At 52.6% G+C, this 18,279-nt stretch carries 21 protein-coding genes and 1 pseudogene; 17 read left to right on the forward strand and 5 right to left on the reverse strand.

The genetic code is table 11. The features are described 5' to 3' along the window. Positions 1 to 79: 79 nt before the first annotated feature. Positions 80 to 1,729 carry a peptide chain release factor 3 gene (locus tag H924_RS04430; RefSeq protein WP_015650758.1) on the reverse strand — a complete coding sequence of 550 codons (1,650 nt, stop codon included), beginning with the start codon at positions 1,727 to 1,729 and terminating at the stop codon, positions 80 to 82. 244 nt (positions 1,730 to 1,973) lie between these two features. Here H924_RS04430 and H924_RS04435 point away from each other — a divergent pair, with 244 nt between their 5' ends. The 12 genes from H924_RS04435 (at position 1,974) to urtE (ending at position 12,099) form a co-directional block, all read left to right on the forward strand. Beyond that, positions 1,974 to 2,282, forward strand: coding sequence for an urease subunit gamma (locus H924_RS04435; protein WP_015650759.1), 309 nt, complete (start codon positions 1,974 to 1,976; stop codon positions 2,280 to 2,282). Between the two features lie 167 nt (positions 2,283 to 2,449). Beyond that, a complete protein-coding gene (locus tag H924_RS04440) occupies positions 2,450 to 2,758 on the forward strand; it encodes an urease subunit beta (RefSeq protein ID WP_015650760.1) in 309 nt (102 codons plus the stop codon). Positions 2,759 to 2,858: 100 nt separating this feature from the next. Next, positions 2,859 to 4,574, forward strand: coding sequence for an urease subunit alpha (gene ureC / locus H924_RS04445; protein ID WP_015650761.1), 1,716 nt, complete (start codon positions 2,859 to 2,861; stop codon positions 4,572 to 4,574). A gap of 10 nt (positions 4,575 to 4,584) precedes the next feature. Continuing rightward, positions 4,585 to 5,034 carry an urease accessory protein UreE gene (gene ureE, locus H924_RS04450; RefSeq protein WP_015650762.1) on the forward strand — a complete coding sequence of 150 codons (450 nt, stop codon included), beginning with the start codon at positions 4,585 to 4,587 and terminating at the stop codon, positions 5,032 to 5,034. After that, complete coding sequence (locus tag H924_RS04455; RefSeq protein ID WP_015650763.1) at positions 5,015 to 5,713, forward strand: urease accessory protein UreF; 699 nt, start codon at positions 5,015 to 5,017, stop codon at positions 5,711 to 5,713. Before ureE ends, H924_RS04455 begins: the two co-directional genes overlap by 20 nt. An 8-nt stretch (positions 5,714 to 5,721) precedes the next feature. Further along, on the forward strand, positions 5,722 to 6,327 hold the full coding sequence (ureG, locus tag H924_RS04460) for an urease accessory protein UreG (RefSeq protein ID WP_015650764.1): 606 nt from the start codon (positions 5,722 to 5,724) through the stop codon (positions 6,325 to 6,327). Positions 6,328 to 6,334: 7 nt separating this feature from the next. Next, a complete protein-coding gene (locus H924_RS04465) occupies positions 6,335 to 7,195 on the forward strand; it encodes an urease accessory protein UreD (protein WP_015650765.1) in 861 nt (286 codons plus the stop codon). Positions 7,196 to 7,331: 136 nt separating this feature from the next. After that, entirely contained in the window at positions 7,332 to 8,636 is a 1,305-nt protein-coding gene (gene urtA / locus H924_RS04470) for an urea ABC transporter substrate-binding protein (RefSeq protein WP_015650766.1), read from the forward strand. Positions 8,637 to 8,658: 22 nt separating this feature from the next. Continuing rightward, on the forward strand, positions 8,659 to 9,543 hold the full coding sequence (gene urtB / locus H924_RS04475; protein ID WP_015650767.1) for an urea ABC transporter permease subunit UrtB: 885 nt from the start codon (positions 8,659 to 8,661) through the stop codon (positions 9,541 to 9,543). Next, a complete protein-coding gene (gene urtC, locus H924_RS04480) occupies positions 9,540 to 10,664 on the forward strand; it encodes an urea ABC transporter permease subunit UrtC (protein ID WP_015650768.1) in 1,125 nt (374 codons plus the stop codon). The genes urtB and urtC overlap by 4 nt, the downstream gene beginning before the upstream one ends. Further along, positions 10,661 to 11,398 carry an urea ABC transporter ATP-binding protein UrtD gene (gene urtD, locus H924_RS04485; RefSeq protein ID WP_015650769.1) on the forward strand — a complete coding sequence of 246 codons (738 nt, stop codon included), beginning with the start codon at positions 10,661 to 10,663 and terminating at the stop codon, positions 11,396 to 11,398. Before urtC ends, urtD begins: the two co-directional genes overlap by 4 nt. Then, positions 11,398 to 12,099 carry an urea ABC transporter ATP-binding subunit UrtE gene (gene urtE, locus H924_RS04490; RefSeq protein ID WP_015650770.1) on the forward strand — a complete coding sequence of 234 codons (702 nt, stop codon included), beginning with the start codon at positions 11,398 to 11,400 and terminating at the stop codon, positions 12,097 to 12,099. Before urtD ends, urtE begins: the two co-directional genes overlap by 1 nt. Here urtE and pth (H924_RS04495) read toward each other — a convergent pair. Next, positions 12,092 to 12,703, reverse strand: a complete 612-nt coding sequence (gene pth, locus H924_RS04495) for an aminoacyl-tRNA hydrolase (protein WP_029703915.1) — start codon at positions 12,701 to 12,703, stop codon at positions 12,092 to 12,094. The genes urtE and pth (H924_RS04495) overlap by 8 nt on opposite strands. Positions 12,704 to 12,737: 34 nt before the next feature. Here pth (H924_RS04495) and H924_RS04500 point away from each other — a divergent pair, with 34 nt between their 5' ends. The 4 genes from H924_RS04500 to H924_RS04510 all read left to right on the forward strand — a co-directional run bounded on the left by H924_RS04500 (position 12,738) and on the right by H924_RS04510 (position 15,715). Further along, entirely contained in the window at positions 12,738 to 13,760 is a 1,023-nt protein-coding gene (locus H924_RS04500) for a nitronate monooxygenase (protein WP_015650772.1), read from the forward strand. A gap of 42 nt (positions 13,761 to 13,802) precedes the next feature. Then, positions 13,803 to 15,245 (forward strand): glyceraldehyde-3-phosphate dehydrogenase, encoded by a 1,443-nt coding sequence (locus H924_RS04505; protein ID WP_015650773.1) that lies wholly within the window; start codon positions 13,803 to 13,805, stop codon positions 15,243 to 15,245. A gap of 71 nt (positions 15,246 to 15,316) precedes the next feature. Beyond that, positions 15,317 to 15,520: a hypothetical protein gene (locus H924_RS13870; RefSeq protein ID WP_081602467.1), complete on the forward strand. Its 204-nt coding sequence runs from the start codon at positions 15,317 to 15,319 to the stop codon at positions 15,518 to 15,520. Positions 15,521 to 15,529: 9 nt separating this feature from the next. Further along, complete coding sequence (locus H924_RS04510) at positions 15,530 to 15,715, forward strand: hypothetical protein (RefSeq protein WP_015650774.1); 186 nt, start codon at positions 15,530 to 15,532, stop codon at positions 15,713 to 15,715. A 4-nt stretch (positions 15,716 to 15,719) separates the two neighbouring features. Here H924_RS04510 and pth (H924_RS04515) read toward each other — a convergent pair whose 3' ends face one another. Together pth (H924_RS04515) and H924_RS04520 are read right to left on the reverse strand one after the other, a co-directional pair. After that, positions 15,720 to 16,250 carry an aminoacyl-tRNA hydrolase gene (pth, locus tag H924_RS04515; RefSeq protein WP_015650775.1) on the reverse strand — a complete coding sequence of 177 codons (531 nt, stop codon included), beginning with the start codon at positions 16,248 to 16,250 and terminating at the stop codon, positions 15,720 to 15,722. Positions 16,251 to 16,378: 128 nt separating this feature from the next. Next, positions 16,379 to 16,990 (reverse strand): 50S ribosomal protein L25/general stress protein Ctc, encoded by a 612-nt coding sequence (locus H924_RS04520; RefSeq protein WP_015650776.1) that lies wholly within the window; start codon positions 16,988 to 16,990, stop codon positions 16,379 to 16,381. 271 nt (positions 16,991 to 17,261) lie between these two features. On the opposite strand from H924_RS04520, the gene H924_RS04525 reads away from it, so the two are divergent. Next, positions 17,262 to 17,639 (forward strand): VOC family protein, encoded by a 378-nt coding sequence (locus tag H924_RS04525; protein WP_029703914.1) that lies wholly within the window; start codon positions 17,262 to 17,264, stop codon positions 17,637 to 17,639. A gap of 14 nt (positions 17,640 to 17,653) precedes the next feature. Here H924_RS04525 and H924_RS13875 read toward each other — a convergent pair. After that, positions 17,654 to 18,277, reverse strand: a pseudogene (locus tag H924_RS13875) (DNA alkylation repair protein); the annotation flags it as partial. Positions 18,278 to 18,279: the final 2 nt, after the last annotated feature.

The following is an 18,279-nucleotide window of genomic DNA, read 5'->3' on the forward strand; positions in this document are numbered from 1 at the left end:
TTTTCGGGGGCGGGCTAAGAACGCCAAACGCGCCCACCAAGTGGTGGGCGCGCAGAGGGAAGCGTCGAAAAGCGTGTTTTTATTCGGCGACTAGCGATTCAAGAACGAAGTCCGGGTGTTCTTTCTCAATGAAGGACAGACGCCACTTGTCGCTGAAGAGGGCGATGAGCTCGCCATCGGTACGGGTGAAGATTTCAACACCACGCTGCTTGGCGAGTTCCGGTGCGGAGGCTGCATCGGTGCGGCGTGCGACGGTATAAGGAATTGGATCTGCAATGGTTTCGACGTTGTACTCGACTTCCATGCGGGCTTGCATGACCTCGAACTGCATGGGGCCGACCGCAGCCATGACTGGGTTGGCATCGCCACGCAGGTCATTCTTGAGGATCTGGACAACGCCTTCGGAATCCAGCTGCTCCAAAGCCTTGCGGAATTGCTTGTATTTGCCGAGGGACTTGGCGCGCAAAATGCGGAAATGCTCAGGGGCGAACTTCGGCATTGGAGCGTACTGAATCTTGCGACCTTCGAAGATGGTGTCGCCAGGCGCAAGTGCGCCAGCGTTGACCAGACCAACGATATCGCCTGGGAAAGCGGTCTCGACAGTGGAGCGGGTGCGTCCGAAAACAGTCAGCGCATACTTGGTGGAGAAACTGCGACCGGACTGGGCGTGGGTGACCTGCATGCCGCGGTCGAACTCGCCGGAAACAACGCGCATAAAAGCAAGGGTATCGCGGTGGTTCTTGTCCATACCGGCCTGCACCTTGAACACTATGCCGGAGAAATCATCGGTGGTGTCGCGGTGCTCGTCCATGGCTGTAGTGGAAGCTTCGAGAGCATTAGGATCGGCGTCACGACCGGCAGGAGCGGGAGCTAGGTAACAAAGTGCGTCCAGGATCTGGTGCACACCGAAGTTAAGCATCGCAGAGGCGAAAATAAGTGGTGAGGTGGTGCAGTTGAGGAACATTTCCTGATCGTGAACCGCGCCGTCGGCGGCGAGGAGTTCAGCTTCTTCAGCAGCATTTTCCCAGACGTCGCCTTCGCGCTCGGCAGCTTGCTGGGGAGTGTAGAACTCTTCTGGAGCAATGGTGGAGCCACCGGCAGTACGAGTGAATTGGATGTATTCTTCGGCTTCACCTTCTTCATTGATGCGAGCCAAACCGCGGAAATCGCCAGCTTCGCCAACTGGCCAATAGAGAGGGGTTGGCTGGAGCTCGATTTCCTTCACGATCTCGTCGACAAGCTCTAGGGGGGTGCGACCCACGCGGTCCCACTTATTGATCACCGTAATAATAGGTAGGCCGCGGGCTTTACAAACGCGGAAGAGCTGGAGGGTCTGAGGCTCGAGGCCTTTGGCGGCGTCGATAAGCATGACGGCGGCGTCGACGGCCATGAGGACGCGGTAGGTGTCTTCGGAGAAATCGGCGTGACCTGGGGTATCAACGAGGTTGATCATAAAAGGCTCACCCTTGTGGCCTTCTGGTGCATATTCAAACTGCAGGGCGGAAGACGCGATGGAAATACCTCGGTCTTTTTCCATTTCCATCCAGTCGGAAACGGTGGCTTTACGACCAGCCTTGCCGTGGGTAGCGCCAGCTTCGGAAATAATGTGCGCATGCAGCGCCAATGCCTCCGTCAAAGTGGACTTACCAGCATCGGGGTGGGCGATGACAGCGAAGGTACGGCGGCGATTTGCCTCGATGGCAGTATTGGCGGGATTGGCAGTGCTCATGGCTAATAAGAATAGCGGGTGGGGTGGCTTAGACCCTAGCCGGAGGGCGGGAAAGTACTGTGTCCCTAGATTGTTTGTAATTTGTGTCCTGAATTTTTCAAAGATTCAGGGGGCAGTGACATCTAAGTGGAACTAAGTTTGGGGAGGTGCGGTGTGCAACGCTTAACCAAGCATGCTAAATTCTACCTATTAACCTATAGGTATATGTATTTCTTTATGACTCAGCTCCGGAAGGGTGCATATTTTGTATCTTCAAGCTCGTGACCAGGAAAAATTAATGATTGTGGTCGCCGCCGATCTGGCACGCCGTAGGCAGGCGCGCGGGTTGAAGCTAAATTACCCGGAAGCGATCGCGATTATTTCCTATGAGCTCATTGAAGGTGCACGTGATGGCCGTAGCGTTGCAGATCTAATGAGCTGGGGTACGACCATTTTGACCAAAGGTGATGTCCAAGAAGGAATTCCGGAAATGATTCCTGAAGTCCAAATTGAGGCTACTTTTCCTGATGGAACCAAATTAGTAACAGTGCATAACCCCATCAGACTTCCCTAAATGACTTCCTTTTAATTACTTCCTTAAATTCAGGCAAGTCCGCCTGGTTTATTTAGAAGTTTTCTAGAGTCCAAGCGCAAAACCTTTAGCGCAATTAATGCCCTTGTTTATTAATGCCCTTGTTGTAGTACCAGTTCGCAGACCCCGCTTGAAGATAGGAAAACACAGTGATCCCCGGAGAGTTCTTTTGTGCAGATGAACCGATCGTTTGTAATCCTGGTCGGGAGGCCGTGGAAATCGAGGTAGTTAATACCGGAGATCGCCCAGTTCAGGTGGGCTCGCATTATCACTTTGCGGAGGCGAATCCGGAGTTGTCCTTTGATCGCGCAGCTGCGCAGGGCAAGCGCCTTGATATTCCTGCGGGTACTGCCGTTCGTTTGGAGCCCGGGGATAAGGCAACAGTTCTGCTTATTGATTTTGGTGGCACGCAGACGATTAGGGGATTCAGAAATCAGGGAGCCCCGCAGTCTGGCTAGATCCGGCCAGCTAGACCCGGCTAGGCAAACCAGACCAAACCAACCCTAAAGACCTAAAGACCTAAACCCCCAAAAACCCGAAAACCAAGGAGCACCCAAAATGTTTGAGATGAGCAGGGAGCGTCATGCTGCAATGTATGGCCCAACTACTGGGGATCGGGTCAGGCTTGCTGATACAGAGCTCCTCGCAGAGATCGAATATGACCTCACGGTTCCGGGTGAAGAGGCTGTTTTTGGTGGCGGCAAGGTTATTCGCGTCGGCATGGGGCAGAATGGCGAGGCTACTCGTGCCGAGCACCCAGAAATTCCCGATACTGTAATAACTAATGTCGTGGTGCTGGATTGGTCGGGAATTTATAAGGCTGACCTGGCGATTAGAGACGGTCACATTATAAAGATTGGCCATGCGGGAAACCCGGAAACTATGGATGGGGTGACAATCCCGATTGGTGTTTCCACGGACATTATTGCTGGTGAGGGCAAGATTCTGACGGCGGGTGGCATCGATACCCATATTCACTTTATTTCTCCGGACCAGATTAATACGGCGTTGACCTCGGGAATTACCACGATGATTGGTGGTGGTACGGGACCGTCAGAGTCTACGAAGGCCACTACTATTACGCCGGGACCGTGGCATATTCATCAGATGTTGCGGTCGCTGGAGCAGTTCCCTATGAATTTTGGGCTCCTCGGCAAGGGACATGCAACTTCTTATGAGGCGCTGGCTGAGCAGATTAAGGCGGGAGCTATTGGCCTTAAGGTTCATGAGGACTGGGGTGCTACGCCTGCCACAATTGATCTTTCGTTGCAGGTAGCTGATGATTTTGATGTGCAGGTGGCGGTGCATACGGACACGTTGAATGAAGCCGGGTTCTTGGAGAGCACGGTGGAGGCAATTGGTGGTCGCGTTATTCACACTTTCCATACTGAAGGTGCTGGTGGTGGGCATGCGCCGGACATTATTGCGTTGGCAGCGCAGCCAAATGTGTTGCCAGCTTCTACTAATCCGACTTTGCCTTATACGGTGAATACGGCGGAAGAGCACCTGGATATGCTCATGGTTTGTCACCATCTGAATGCGGATATTCCGGAGGATGTGGCGTTCGCAGATTCCCGCATTCGCACCGAGACGATTGCAGCGGAGGATGTGCTGCATGATTTGGGTGTCTTTTCTATTACTTCTTCGGATTCCCAGGCGATGGGCCGTGTCGGTGAGGTGGTGATTCGTACCTGGCAGGTGGCGGATGCGATGAAGCGTCAGCGCGGACCATTGGCGGGGGATAGCGAGAAAGCTGATAATAATCGCATTAAGCGTTATGTGGCTAAGTACACGATTAATCCCGCGATTGCGCAGGGTATTGATGGGGTAGTGGGCTCTGTTGAGCTGGGCAAATTTGCGGATTTGGTGTTGTGGGAGCCGAAGTTTTTTGGAGTTAAGCCTTTTATGATTTTGAAGGGCGGCCAGGTGGTGAGCTCGATTATGGGTGATCCCGGTGCGTCAATTCCGACTCCGCAGCCAGAGATTTATCGTCCGCAGTTTGGTTCTTATGGGGCAGCGCCACACCAGAACTCTATTACTTTTCTCTCTCAGGCCGCGATCGATGCGGAGGTGCCACAACAGCTGGGACTAAAAAAGAAAATTGAGCCCTGCCAAGGTATTCGCACCTTATCCAAGCGGGATCTCAAACTTAATGGCGAGACCCCGGATATCACAGTGGATCCGGAGACCTATGAGGTGCGCGTTGATGGTGAGCTCATCACTTCGCAGCCTTCTGAGGTTTTGCCCATGGCCCAGCGTTATTTCCTTTTTTAGAAAGCCCATCATGATTATTAATAAAATCCTCGGCAATATTCACGATGACCCCAGCCTCATCACCCCGCATACTGAAAAGATAACGCTTGTCGACGCCGCCCTCGTCAAGCGTATTCAGCGTCTCCAGAGCGACCACAACACCGAGGTGGGATTGCGGCTGCCCTCCGGGCATCCGCCGCTGCGCGATGGTGATGTCTTGTTTATTGAGGGTTCAAATTCCATCGTTATTCAGGCAGCACCCACCGATATTTTGAAGATCACGCCAAAGGATATGAAAGAGATGGCATTTGCGGCGCACTCTTTGGGTAATCGCCATTTGCCGGCGCAATTTAGCGAGGATGCATTAATCGTGCAATTTGATTCCACGGTGGTGGATTTCTTGGAGCATTATCAGATCGCCTATGTGCGTGAAGCTGCCGTGATGCCAAAACCTTTCCGTCATGCTGAACACACCCACTAGCTCGCTTGATCGCACCTTGGCGGCCATGCAATTAATGGATTCCGCCTTGCCCACTGGAGCTTTTAGTCACTCCTTTGGTTTTGAGACCTATATGCATCGGGGAGTAATTACTGACGCTGAAAGTTTTGCGCAGTGGTTAGAAGCTTTTTGCACGGAGCAATTAACTTTCACCGATGCAGTGATTGTGCGTGAGGTTTTTAAAGCAGAAGAATTTGCAGAGATTATTGATCTAGACCATGTGGTGCGGGCCCAAGCAGTGCCAGTGCAGGTGCGAAATGCGGGGCGCACAATGGGAATTCGCATGCTTGAAATTGCCAGTGAAGGTTATCCATCGCAGTGGCTCAGTGAGTATCAGGGTTGCGTCGAAAAGCGCTCTTTGGCTGCACACCCTGCCCTGGTCTGGGCGCTGGTGGCGCGGGGCTTGGGATTTGGGGTGGATGAGGCGGTGGCGCATCACGTTTATGCCACTGTTATTTCACTTATTCAAAATGCGGTGCGTGCGGTGCCGATTGGGCAAAATGCGGGCCAGCGTTTGGCTACGCGGGCGCAACAGTGGGTGAGTGAGGCCACGCGCGCTTCGGCTGAGCTGGGTTTGGAAGATATTGGGGCAATTACCCCGGGTTTAGAAATCGCCCAAATGCAACATGAAAATCAACGTGCTCGAATGTTTATGAGTTAGGAAGAAAAATGATCAGAATCGGAATCGGTGGCCCAGTGGGTGCCGGAAAAACCCAGCTTATTGAACGTATTACCCGTGCTCTCGACGGAAAACTGTCGATGGCGGCCATCACCAATGACATTTACACCATCGAAGATGCCAAAATCTTGGCTAAAAATGGTATTTTGCCTGTTGAGCGCATTGTTGGCATTGAGACCGGCGGCTGCCCACACACTGCAATCAGGGAAGATACCTCCATGAATGAGGCGGCAGCTCGAGAATTGCAGGAAAAATTTCCTGATTTGGAATTGCTCTTTATTGAATCCGGTGGAGATAACCTTTCAGCTACTTTCTCCCCTGAGCTAGTGGATTTTTCCATCTACATTATCGATGTTGCCCAAGGCGAGAAGATTCCACGCAAGGCTGGCCAGGGCATGATCAAATCTGATCTCTTCATCATTAATAAGGTCGATTTGGCGCCTTATGTTGGTGCAGATCTTGATGTCATGGTGAAAGACACGCTGGAATTTCGCGGCGAGCGTCCCTTTGCTATGACCAATTTGCGTACCGACGACGGCCTGGACCAAGTTCTGCAGTGGATTTCCCATGACGTCCTCATGCTGGATCTGAAGTAATTTACTGGTGGACAACGCAGCAGCACGGGGTGAACTCCAACTAAAAATCGCCCGAGATCCGCACAATCAACGCAGTTTTGCAGCCTCGCAGTATCACCGCGGCGCCTTGAGAATTTTGCGACCCCACTATTTGGACGATTCCGGACAGGTTAATTTCACCCTTATTAACCCCGGCGGAGCTTATTTGGGTGGAGATCGTTTTGAGATTGATCTCCACCTAGAACCTCATGCCAGCCTGCGCCTGGACACACAGTCCGCCACCAAGATTTATCGCACCCCTCAAGGTCTCGCTCGGCAAAATATGCGGGTGCGTTTGGAAGATGGCGCGGTCCTGGAAAATTTGCCGGATCCGGTCATTGTGTATCGCGAGGGCTCCTATGTGCAGTCCACGCTGGTGGAGATGAGCCCAGAAGCAGTTTTCCTCTCTACAGAAATTCTCACTCCGGGTTGGTCTCCCGATGCGCGACACTTTGCCTTTAATAAGGTTCATATGCGCACCGAGGTAAGAGTGCAGGGGAGACCTGTGTTGGTTGACAATCTGCGCTTGCTCCCCAGTCGTGCCACTTCTGGGCTGGGTGTGATGGAGGGATTTAGCCATTCGGGATCACTGTTGCTGGTCGCGCCGAGCCTATTTAGTCAGGCCTCTCCACCGGCTTCTCCACTGGGCACTCCATACCTTTATGCGCACCTCTATCAGAGCTTCTTAGCACTGACACAAAGCTTGGGAGGAGCTGTGCAGTGCGGAATTTCTCGCGTTGAGGGTGGCTTGGTTGTCCGCTCCTTGGCTAATTCTTCTGCTGAAATTGAAGGAATTAATAAGGGATTAGTGATTTCTACGCGCGACATTCTAAGAGCTCAGGGGCTTTAATTTTGGGGACCACCCCTTTTTGGGGGTGTTTACAGAGTGTCGCAGATCACTCTAATTCCAGACCTGAGAATTTACCTATAGCATGACAGAAACTCTTAAAACTATAGGGTGATAGAAACTCAAATATGGAGGATCCATGTCTGCAAAAGTGACTGCAAAAGTGACTGCAAAAAAGTCTTCGAAGGTAGTAAAACAAGCTCTTTCGATCTCCGCTGTATCCGTCATGGCTCTGGCAATGGCCTCCTGCACCAAGGCCGCTGATGTTGACAGCGCAGCTGCAGGAAGCGACAGCTCTTCTTGTGTGGACACCTCCGGGGATTCCATCAAGGTCGGTTTCATCAACTCCCTGTCGGGAACGATGGCAATTTCTGAAACCACCGTCAATCAGTCCCTGCACATGGCTGCAGAAGAAATCAATGAAGCCGGCGGCGTATTGGGCAAGCAGTTGGTGATCTCTGAAGAAGATGGCGCCAGCGAGCCTGCAACTTTCGCAGAGCGCTCCCAGCGTCTGATCCAGCAGGAATGTGTGGCTGCAGTGTTCGGTGGTTGGACCTCCGCATCCCGCAAGGCAATGTTGCCAGTGTTTGAAGGCAATAACTCCCTGCTCTTCTACCCAGTGCAGTACGAAGGCATGGAGTCTTCTCCAAATATTTTCTACACCGGTGCAACCACCAACCAGCAGATCATTCCAGCTTTGGACTACCTAAAGGAACAGGGCAAGAAGAAGCTCTTCCTGGTAGGTTCTGACTACGTTTTCCCACGTACTGCTAACGCCATCATCAAGGAATATGCAGCAGCTAATGGCATGGAAATCGTCGGCGAGGATTACACCCCACTGGGTTCCACTGACTTCACCACCATTGCTAACCGCATGAAGGATTCCGGCGCAGACGCCGTATTCAACACTCTCAATGGCGATTCCAACGTGGCATTCTTCCGCCAGTACAACAGCCTTGGCCTGACTGCAGAAACCTTGCCAGTAATGTCGGTTTCCATTGCTGAGGAAGAGGTTGGCGGCATCGGCGCTTCCAACATTGAGGGTCAATTGGTGGCTTGGAACTATTACCAGACCATCGATACCCCAGAGAACACCACCTTCGTAGAGAACTTCAAGGAACTCTATGGCCAGGACAAGGTCACCTCTGACCCGATGGAAGCTGCTTACACCAGCTTGTACCTGTGGAAGGAAATGGTTGAAAAGGCTGATTCCTTCGACGTAAATGCCATCAAGGAAGTAGCAGACGGCACCAGCTTTGATGCTCCAGAAGGAACCGTGGTGATTGATGGTGAAAACCAGCACATCTCCAAGACTCCTCGTATTGGTGTGATCCGCCCAGATGGCTTGATCGATACCGTGTGGGAAACCGACGCTCCAGTAGATCCAGACCCATTCCTGAAGAGCTATGACTGGGCAGCCGGCATTTCCACTGCAACTTCCTAAAATTTAACAAAGGACTATCCGCATGGATATTTTACTAAATCAGCTGGTCGCGGGACTCTCAGTAGGTTCCGTACTGCTCTTGGTTGCAGTGGGACTCTCACTTACCTTTGGGCAGATGGGCGTTATTAACATGGCCCATGGTGAATTCATCATGGTCGGAGCTTATACCGCGTATGTGGTGCAAATGGTGGTGAGTTCCGCTGGAATATCCTTGCTTATCAGCATCCCTTTGGCCTTCATTACTGGTGGACTCTTCGGAGTTCTCCTCGAACAGGTTTTGCTGCGCTATCTCTACCATCGCCCGCTGGATACGCTGTTGGCTACCTTCGGTGTGGGTTTGATTTTGCAGCAGCTGGCGCGAGATATTTTTGGCGCCCCCGCAGTTGATGTGCGGGCGCCAGAAATCTTGCGAGGCAATGTGGAGCTACTTGGAACTTTGATTCCAACCTCACGCTTGTTTATTCTTTTCCTTTCTTTGGCCGCAGTTGCTGGCCTGGCGGTATTCCTCAACCGCTCGGTGTGGGGTCGTCGAATTCGCGCGGTGGTGCTTAACCGCGATTTGGCGGAAACCAATGGCATTGATACCCGCGCAACTGACCGCATGACCTTCTTTATCGGTTCGGGACTCGCCGGCGTGGCTGGCGTTGCGATCACCTTGGTTGGTGCAACTGGACCAACCATTGGCCAAAACTACATTGTTGACGCTTTCCTCGTGGTGGCGGCCGGTGGTATCGGCAGGATCAAGGGTGCAGTGATCATGGCATTCTTGCTCGGCATCACCCAAGCATTTGTGGAGTACACCACCAGCGCCAGCATCGCGAAGTTTATCGTTTTGGTCGCCGTGGTTGCCTTCCTCCAGTTCCGTCCTCAAGGTCTCTTCCAAACCAAAACTAGGAGTCTGGTATGAGTACTGCAACCTCAGCACCTACCCCGCAGAAAAGCGAAAAAGCTGCTTTTCGACGCAAAACCCCACAGCTTAAGGTCACCAATGCTTTGAACCTGCGCCAAGCAGGATTAGGACTGGCAGCCCTGGCAGCACTGTTATTGTGCGCACCTTTGGTTTTGACTTCTTTCCAGCTCAACCTCATGGCTCGCCTGGTGTGTTATGCCATCGTAGCCGTGGGAATTGGACTGGCCTGGGGTAGAGGCGGAATGCTCACCCTTGGTCAGGGCGTGTTCTTTGGTATCGGCGCTTATATTATGGCCATGCATATGCTGCTCAGCGATGCAGCATTGGTGGGACAAGAAATTCCTTCCTTTATGTCACTAACTGGCACTACCGAGTTGCCATGGTGGTGGAAGCCTTTTGCCAACCCGACAGTCGCTCTTATTTCAGTAGTAGCAATTCCTGGTCTGGTTGCTTTTGTACTGGGCTTCTCCATCTTCAAAAGGCGCATTAAAGGTGCATATTTTGCCATCCTGAACCAGGCATTGGCAGCTGCAGTAGTGGTGCTTTTGGTAGGCCAGCAGGATACCCTCGGTGGTTCCAATGGTTTGAGCGGTTTTAGGTCCTTCCTGGGCTTTGCACTTTATGATCCGGTCAACCGCGTGATGTTGTACCTCACCGCAGTGGGATTCTTGCTTGGACTAATCGCCGTTTCTTATTGGCTGATGCGCAGCCGTTATGGCGAGTTGCTGGTTGCCACCCGCGATGCAGAAGAGCGCGTGCGCTTCCTGGGTTATGATCCAGCGCTTATCAAAACCGCGGCTTATGTAATCGCCGCCATGATGGCTGGTATCGCCGGTGCACTTTATGTGCCAATTATGGGAATTATCTCGCCCGCAGAAATTGGCGTTGTGCCTTCCATCGTCTTTGTGATCGCCGTTGCCGCAGGTGGTCGTGCTTCACTCTTCGGTCCAGTAATTGGAGCTTTGGTGCTGGGTTGGTTGCAGTCCAGCTTGGCTCAAACTTTCCCAAGTGTGTGGTCTTATTTCCAGGGTGCGATCCTGGTGCTTGTTATCGTCTTGCTGCCTGGTGGTATTGCTTCACTGAGCTGGAAGAAGTTTAGAAAAGGGAAAACATCATGAGCCTTGATATTTCAAACCTTTCGGTGAAGTTCGGAAGTTTTACCGCAGTTGATGGGGTTTCCTTCCAGGTTGATCCTGGCCAGGTGCACTTCCTCATCGGTGCCAATGGTGCTGGCAAGACCACCTGTATTGATGCAATTAGTGGTTTGGCTCCGGGCGAGGGCTCAGTCAAACTTGATGGCAAGGAGATCCTGGGAACTCCGGTACACCGCATCGCGCGTATGGGTGTGGGCCGTACCTTCCAGACCGCCAGTGTTTTTGAAGAACTCTCCGTATTGCAAAACTTGGATATTGCCTGTGGTCTGCACCGATCCTTGCGTTCTTTGCTGGGGATTAGGCACTCCATTGATCCCCGCATCGAGCACGCTTTGGAGGTAACCAAGCTTGGCGATCTCCTCAATGTTCAAGCTGGCGCACTCTCACATGGCCAAAAGCAATGGTTGGAAATTGCCATGTTGCTGGTACAAGATGCACGAGTCCTCATGCTTGATGAGCCAGTTGCCGGCATGAGTGAGGAAGAGCGCGTGGCCACGGGCGAGCTGCTCTCTGCAGTGTCTGGCAATCGCATTGTATTGGTCGTTGAGCACGATATGGACTTTATGCGTCGCTTCGCCACCTTCGTCACTGTGATGAACCGCGGCACCATTCTTACCGAGGGCACTGTAGATGAAATTCAGGCCCATAAGGGAGTGCAATCCATCTATTTGGGAACAGCAGCAGGAGCTGGTGAATAATGTTGGAACTAAAAAGCGTTAGCGCAGGTTATGGCCGTACTGAGGTACTGCATTCCCTGTCGATTGCTACCAAGGAAAATAGTATCCTCTCCATTTTGGGCCACAATGGTGCCGGAAAATCCACGATGCTGCGTGCGGCTGTTGGTTTGATTAAGCCAACCTCTGGACAGGTCTTTTTTAAGGGCGAGGACATCACCACGCTTTCCCCGCACCAGCGTGTGAAGCGCGGTATGGCTTATGTGCCACAGGGACAGCAGTCTTTTACACAGCTCAGCTGCCTGGAAAATTTGAAAGTGGTGGCGGATCTGCAAGGTCGCGCCGGGCGCAGCCGAATCGATGAGGCACTGGAAAGATTCCCCGCCTTGCTGCAGGTTTTGGATCGTCAAGCAGGTTTGCTCTCCGGTGGTCAGCGTCAGCAGCTAGCCATCGCGCGCGCTCTGATTACGGCCCCTGAACTGCTGCTTCTCGACGAACCGACCGAGGGTATTCAGCCTTCGGTGGTCGCGGAGATTCAGCAGACCATTATCGATCTTGCCAAGAGCGGTATGACCGTCATGCTGGTTGAGCAAAATATGGGCTTTGCACTTGAGGCTGCCGATAACTACGCCATTGTGGCGCGTGGTCGTGTGGTTGAAAAGGGCGATGCCACCGAGGATTCCTCCACCAAGCAGCACAAGGTACGCGAGTCGCTAGCTATCTAGCGTGCACTGAGTTTTGAGCCGCCGCCAAGCCGTTTTCTAGAATCAACATTACGGCTTCGGCGGCTAATTCTATGCCCGGCTGGGGGCCTTCAAATGGTTCCAAAACATAGTCGGGAACTGTCATTCCGGCAGGTGGACGCGAGATTCCAATGCGCACGCGTAGATAATCGCGGGTGCCAAGCTCAGCAGTGAGGGATTTCAGTCCATTATGGCCGTTTTCATTGCCGCCCTTTTTCAGGCGGACCTTGCCAGCTGGCAGATCTAGTTCATCGTGCACCACAATGATGCGTTCCGCTGGAATGCCGAGCTTAGCTGCCAACGGTGCGACAGCTTCGCCGGAATTATTCATATAGGTGGTTGAGCGTAATGCCAGCGCACCCTGAGGCAGTTGAGTATAGGAAACCTTAAAGCCCCGGGCAGGGGCCAAGGGGTGCGGCGAGTGGGCGTCGATAAGCGTATCTAGGCTGAGGTAGCCGACGTTGTGGCGGGTGTTGTGGTATTTGGCACCGGGGTTGCCGAGGCCGATAACCAGCCAATCTGCGGTTGGCAGGCTATCTGGCCCAAAAAATGTTTTGATTTTCGACAAAAAACTCACGGAACTCATCTTAACCTGTGCGCGCATCCCTATTATGGGCGCCATGGATCTTCTGGAATCGCTGAACATTCCCGTGCTGGTTGCTCCGATGGCTGGCGGGCCGTCTACTCCGGCGCTGGTCAACGCTGCCGCTGCCGCTGGAACAATAGGGTTTTTGGCGGGTGGTACGCAGACTCTGGAGCAATTTAAGCAAGATTTAAGCCAGGTCACAGCGCCTTTTGGGGTTAATCTTTTTCAGCCGCAATTAGAAGAACCGGACCCAGCGGACCTTGCTCGGCTCAGTCAAATCTTAGCTCCCGAGTTTGAGAAATTTGATCTGGTTCAGCCATCAGTTAGCCCCGACCTCACAAATGGTTGGGCGGAAAAGTTTGAGGCAGCGCTGGCTGCGCAACCTGCAGTGATGTCTGCAACCTTTGGATGTTTTAGCGCGGCCGAGTTTCAGCAATTGCATGAGCGCAATATTGCAGCTTGGGTGACGGTAACCAACCCGGAGGATGCACTAATTGCCCAAGATGCGGGCGCCGATGCGCTGGTGGTGCAGGGGCCGAAGGCTGGTGGACACCGATCTACCTGGTCAATCACTGAAGAGCCTGATAGCCGCAGTTTGGCGGAACTACTCCAGGCGGTGCGGAATGCGGGCGTGAAAATTCCGCTGATTGCCGCCGGCGGAATAATGAACGCCGCAGATGTGCGTGGCGCTTTGCAGGCGGGTGCGGTTGCGGTGTCTTGTGGCTCGGCGTTTTTGCTTTGCGACGAGGCCGGTACGAGCACCTTCAATCGTTGGCTCCTTGCCCAGGCGACTGTTCTTGATCTTGAATCGGTAAGTTCTCGTGCTTTTTCGGGACGTTTTGCTAGGGGAGTGGCTACCCAATTTGCTCGAGATAATGAAGGGTTACCCCCGTTATACCCATACCTCAATAAAATGATCACACCATTGCGCGAGGCTGCTGCGGGGGTTGGGAACTGGGAATATGCCTATTGCCTGGTCGGATCAGGGGTTCAGGGCATAGGTAGCGGATCTGCAAAACGGATACTTATGTCTTTGGCTCCTTCCGCTTTGCGTTAATGTTGGGGGGATTGTTCTCATCTACCCACGAAGGACGTTTAAATGACCCACAACCACAAGGACTGGAATCAGCGCATCGACGTTGCTGAGGACATGCTGCCCCTGATCGGACGCTTGCATCGAAACAACAATGTGGTGGTATCCGTATTCGGTCGCCTCCTTGTGAATGTCTCTGACATCGACATCATCAAATCCCACCGCTACGCACGTCACATCATCTCCAAAGAACTTTCCCTGGAAGGCTCTTTGGAGATTTTGCGTGAATTGGTGACCATGGATCTTGGTACTGCCTCGATTGACCTGGGACAGTTGGCTTATAACTTTGAGCAGTCTGAAGCTACTGAGCTGCGCGCATTCCTCGAAGCAGAACTCGCACCGGTTATCGGAGCTGACTCTGAAAGCTCACATACCGATGTGGTGCTTTATGGCTTTGGTCGCATCGGACGTCTCTTGGCCCGCATCATGGTTTCCCGTGAGGCACTTTATGGTGGTGCACGTTTGCGTGCGATTGTGGTTCGCAAAAATGGTGAAGAGGATCTGGTTAAGCGTGCATCTTTGCTGCGCCGCGATTCCGTGCATGGTGCTTTTGATGGCACTATCACCACGGATCATGAGAACAACATTATCTGGGCCAATGGCACTCCTATCCAGGTCATTTACTCCAATGACCCAGCTACCGTGGATTACACCGCCTATGGCATCAACGACGCAGTAGTGGTTGATAACACCGGCCGCTGGCGTGACCGCGAAGGCCTTTCCCAGCACCTGCAGGCAAAGGGTGTTGCCAAGGTTGTGCTTACGGCTCCAGGCAAGGGCGATCTGAAGAATATTGTGTATGGCATTAACCACGATGACATCACTCCGGAAGATCAGATTGTTACCGCAGCATCTTGTACCACCAACGCGATCACCCCAGTGTTGAAGGTGGTCAATGATCGTTATGGTGTGGAATTTGGCCATGTGGAGACCGTGCACTCCTTCACCAATGACCAAAACCTCATTGATAACTTCCACAAGGGTTCCCGCCGTGGCCGCGCCGCAGGCCTAAACATGGTGCTTACCGAGACCGGAGCTGCAAAGGCAGTTGCTAAGGCGCTTCCGGAACTTGAGGGTAAGCTCACCGGTAATGCTATCCGCGTTCCCACTCCAGATGTATCCATGGCTGTGCTGAACCTGACTCTGAATCAGGAAGTGGAGCGCGATGAGGTTAATGAATTCCTGCGTCGTGTTTCCCTGCACTCCAATTTGCGCCAGCAGATTGATTGGATCTGTTCTCCTGAGGTGGTTTCCACTGACTTTGTGGGCACCACCCATGCTGGCATTGTTGATGGCCTAGCTACCATTGCCACCGGCCGCCACCTGGTACTTTATGTGTGGTACGACAATGAGTTTGGTTACTCCAACCAGGTTGTCCGCATTGTGGAGGAAATTGCCGGAGTACGTCCACGCGTTTACCCCGAGCGAGCTCTCCCAGTTAGCCTTTAAGACTTAAGGGATGCCCTAAACTTTTGGAAAACTTTAGGTAACCCAAGCCTAAAGAGACTAGAGTTTAGGGTATGAGTAAGCGTACAAAGGTGAGCGCTTCACGTGTAAAAGTCACCCATAATCCGCTGGGCATCAAGGTTAAATCAACCTGCTGTCGCAAAACCCCGCGGTGTACTGGATGCCCAGTGGTTTATACCCGCTTGTTGCGCTCTGGAGTCTTGGAAAATGACGATGCTGATTTACCACGGCGTCTTAAAGAAGCCCGTCGTAAATAAGGCCATGACATGGGCAATAAGGCACTGAAAGTGCGCAAGAAGCTGGAATCGGGCAAGGTGAAAAAGAAGTGCTGTCGCGATAATCCGCGCTGTTCTTCTTGCCCAACCGTGGCGCACCGCCTGCGTAAAGAGCAGGCGCTGACCTTAGATGATGCCGCGCTACTTAAAGCTCTTAAGCACGCGCGACGCTGGTAGCGCCTTAACCTTTGAGGTGCTTTTCGACGAGATCCGCGGCGTCAGCAGCCATAATTGGGATATCTGCCAGTTCCTGTTTGCTAAAAGGCTTTAGTACATAACTGGCGGGATCCATGCGTCCTGGAGGGCGCCCGATTCCCACGCTGAGTTTAAAATATTCCTTGGTGCCTAAGGATTTGGTGGTGGATTTGAGCCCATTGTGGCCATGATCCCCGCCACCTTTGCGCAGCTTAATCACTCCGAAGTCTTGTTCCAATTCGTCATGGGCAACGATAATGCTTTCGGGTGGAATCTTAAAGAAGTCACACAATGCCCTAATTGGGGTTCCTGAAAGGTTCATGAAGCTACGTGGTTTTGCCAAGATCATGCCTGGCAGCTGCGCTATTTCCGTATTGGAGCGCTTGTGCACGCTAAAACTTGCGTAGTTTCGAGAAGCCAGTTCTTCTACAACCTCAAAGCCAATATTGTGGCGGGTTCCAACATATTTGGAGCCGGGATTGCCAAGTCCTACAACTAACAGCGGGGAGTCATTCACAACTCCTATCCAACCATGTTGGTAGGAGATGCAAAAAAACGAGTTCCTCACTTCTTCTCAAACCTGGTGATTGTGCACTATCACCAGCAGAGTAGGGGAGTGAGGAACTCGCCTTAGAAAGCAGAGTCTTACTCGGACTCGGTTGCCTCAGCCTCAGCTTCAGCCTCGGTGCCCTCTTCTTCGGTCTCTTCGACCTCAGGGTAAACAACGTTTGCGATCAGGGTCTCTGGATCCTCAACGAGGGTGGTGTCCTCATCAAGCTTGATGTCGCCAGCGGTGATCTGAGCGCCGAACTCAAGGCCCTCAACGGTAACCTTGAACTCTTCAGGGATGGAGAGAACGTCAGCCTCAACCTTGATGGTGTCAGCATCCTGAACAACCATGGTGCCTGGAGCTGGCTCGCCCTCGACGATAACTGGAACGTCAACCTCAACCTTTTCGCCGCGCTTGATGGCGAGCAGGTCAATGTGGTCGATGTTGAAGGTCAAAACGTTCTGGTCGATGTGCTTGATCATGGTGAGGTGCTTTTCGCCCTCGATGTCGAGTTGCAGAACTGCGTTGACGCCGTGGTTACGGACCAATGCAGCGAAGGTGCGGTGATCAACGGTGATGTGCAGGTTGGACTCAACGTCTGCGCCGTAAACAACTGCAGGAACCTGGCCGGCAACGCGGGCGCGACGAGCGGAACCCTTGCCGAACTCGGTGCGTACAGCAGCCTCGATGGTTTCGTACTTAGCCATGTGGGATTCTCCTAATGGTTTTGGATGAATACTCGGCCGCGAAATCAGAAAAAGCCCGCGACCGACTCGAATGTCTTGGTCGAGTCTTCGCAGGCAGAAGCCTAAAATTTAGGCCCAAATGAAGTCTAGATCGCGTCGATAACGGTAAATTATTGCTAATTTGCCCTCGCCGAGACCTAAACAATCTAGCATGCACCACGGCACTCTTCCAAAAATTCAAGCATAATGGCGGAAGAAAAGTTAGTCCGATCACAGCAGAGGGATCTAGGTAATCGCTCGTTTAACGCATGACATGGTTTTTATTAATCTTCCAGTTTCTGACCTAGCAGATTCTAAGCGCTTTTATGCAGGTCTTGGCTTCACAGAAAACCTCATCTTCCGTGATGATCACACCGCTTCCTTCGAAGTCAGCGATGCCATTGTCATCATGCTGCTGGAGACCGAGCGTTTCCAAGGTTTCACAGAGCGTCCCGTGATTGAGAAGAACGGCCCCCGCGAAGTCCTTAACTGCCTCTCCGTGAGTTCCCCTGAAGATGCCGATGAGCTGGTGCGTCGTGCTCAGGAATTTGGCGGTACCGTCACCCGTGAACTAGCTGCCGAAGGCCCAATGTATGGCGGTGCTTTTGATGATCCAGATGGCCACGGCTGAGATGCAGGCTGGTCAATAAGCCTTAAAGCTTCTCGACGACTCAACGCAGCCAAGTCAGTAGCGGCAGCGAAGGCGCGAACCCAGGAGGGATCGTGCCTTGAGAGATCGCGTAATGCCCAACCAATGGCCTTGTTAATAAAAAATTCTGTGGAGCCAAGGTTGCGTTCAATGATCCAAGCCAGCAGGGCAGTATCGGTATTTTTCTTGCGTCCCAGCTGGTGAATGATCGCAACTCGGCGTACCCACAGGTTGTCGTCGACAGCCCATTCCCGCATGGCTATGTCATCGTGGTTTGCGCCGATGGGCTTTGCTAGCGCATCTACGGTATCCCACCAGGATTTGCTCTGGATAAGGGCTTTGGCAAATTCTAAATCGCTGATGCCAACCCGGCGGATATGATCGCAGGCTGCGTATTGATACTCCCGTTCTGGGGCACTAAAACAGTCCTGCACAAAGTCTTGGTCAAGGGTTTTCATCTCGCGCAACAGTGGTTTATATGCTTCTTTGCGTGCAGCGGAGGAAATGCCTAAAAAAGAAAACTGATCCCGCATATATGCTGCCATTCCGGCAGCACGAGCGGGATCAGCCAAAGGCTCTAATGCCTGCCGGACGCGGATGAAGGCGTCCGATTCAGTCATGA

It is taken from the genome of Corynebacterium callunae DSM 20147, from assembly GCF_000344785.1.
Lineage (GTDB): Bacteria > Actinomycetota > Actinomycetes > Mycobacteriales > Mycobacteriaceae > Corynebacterium > Corynebacterium callunae.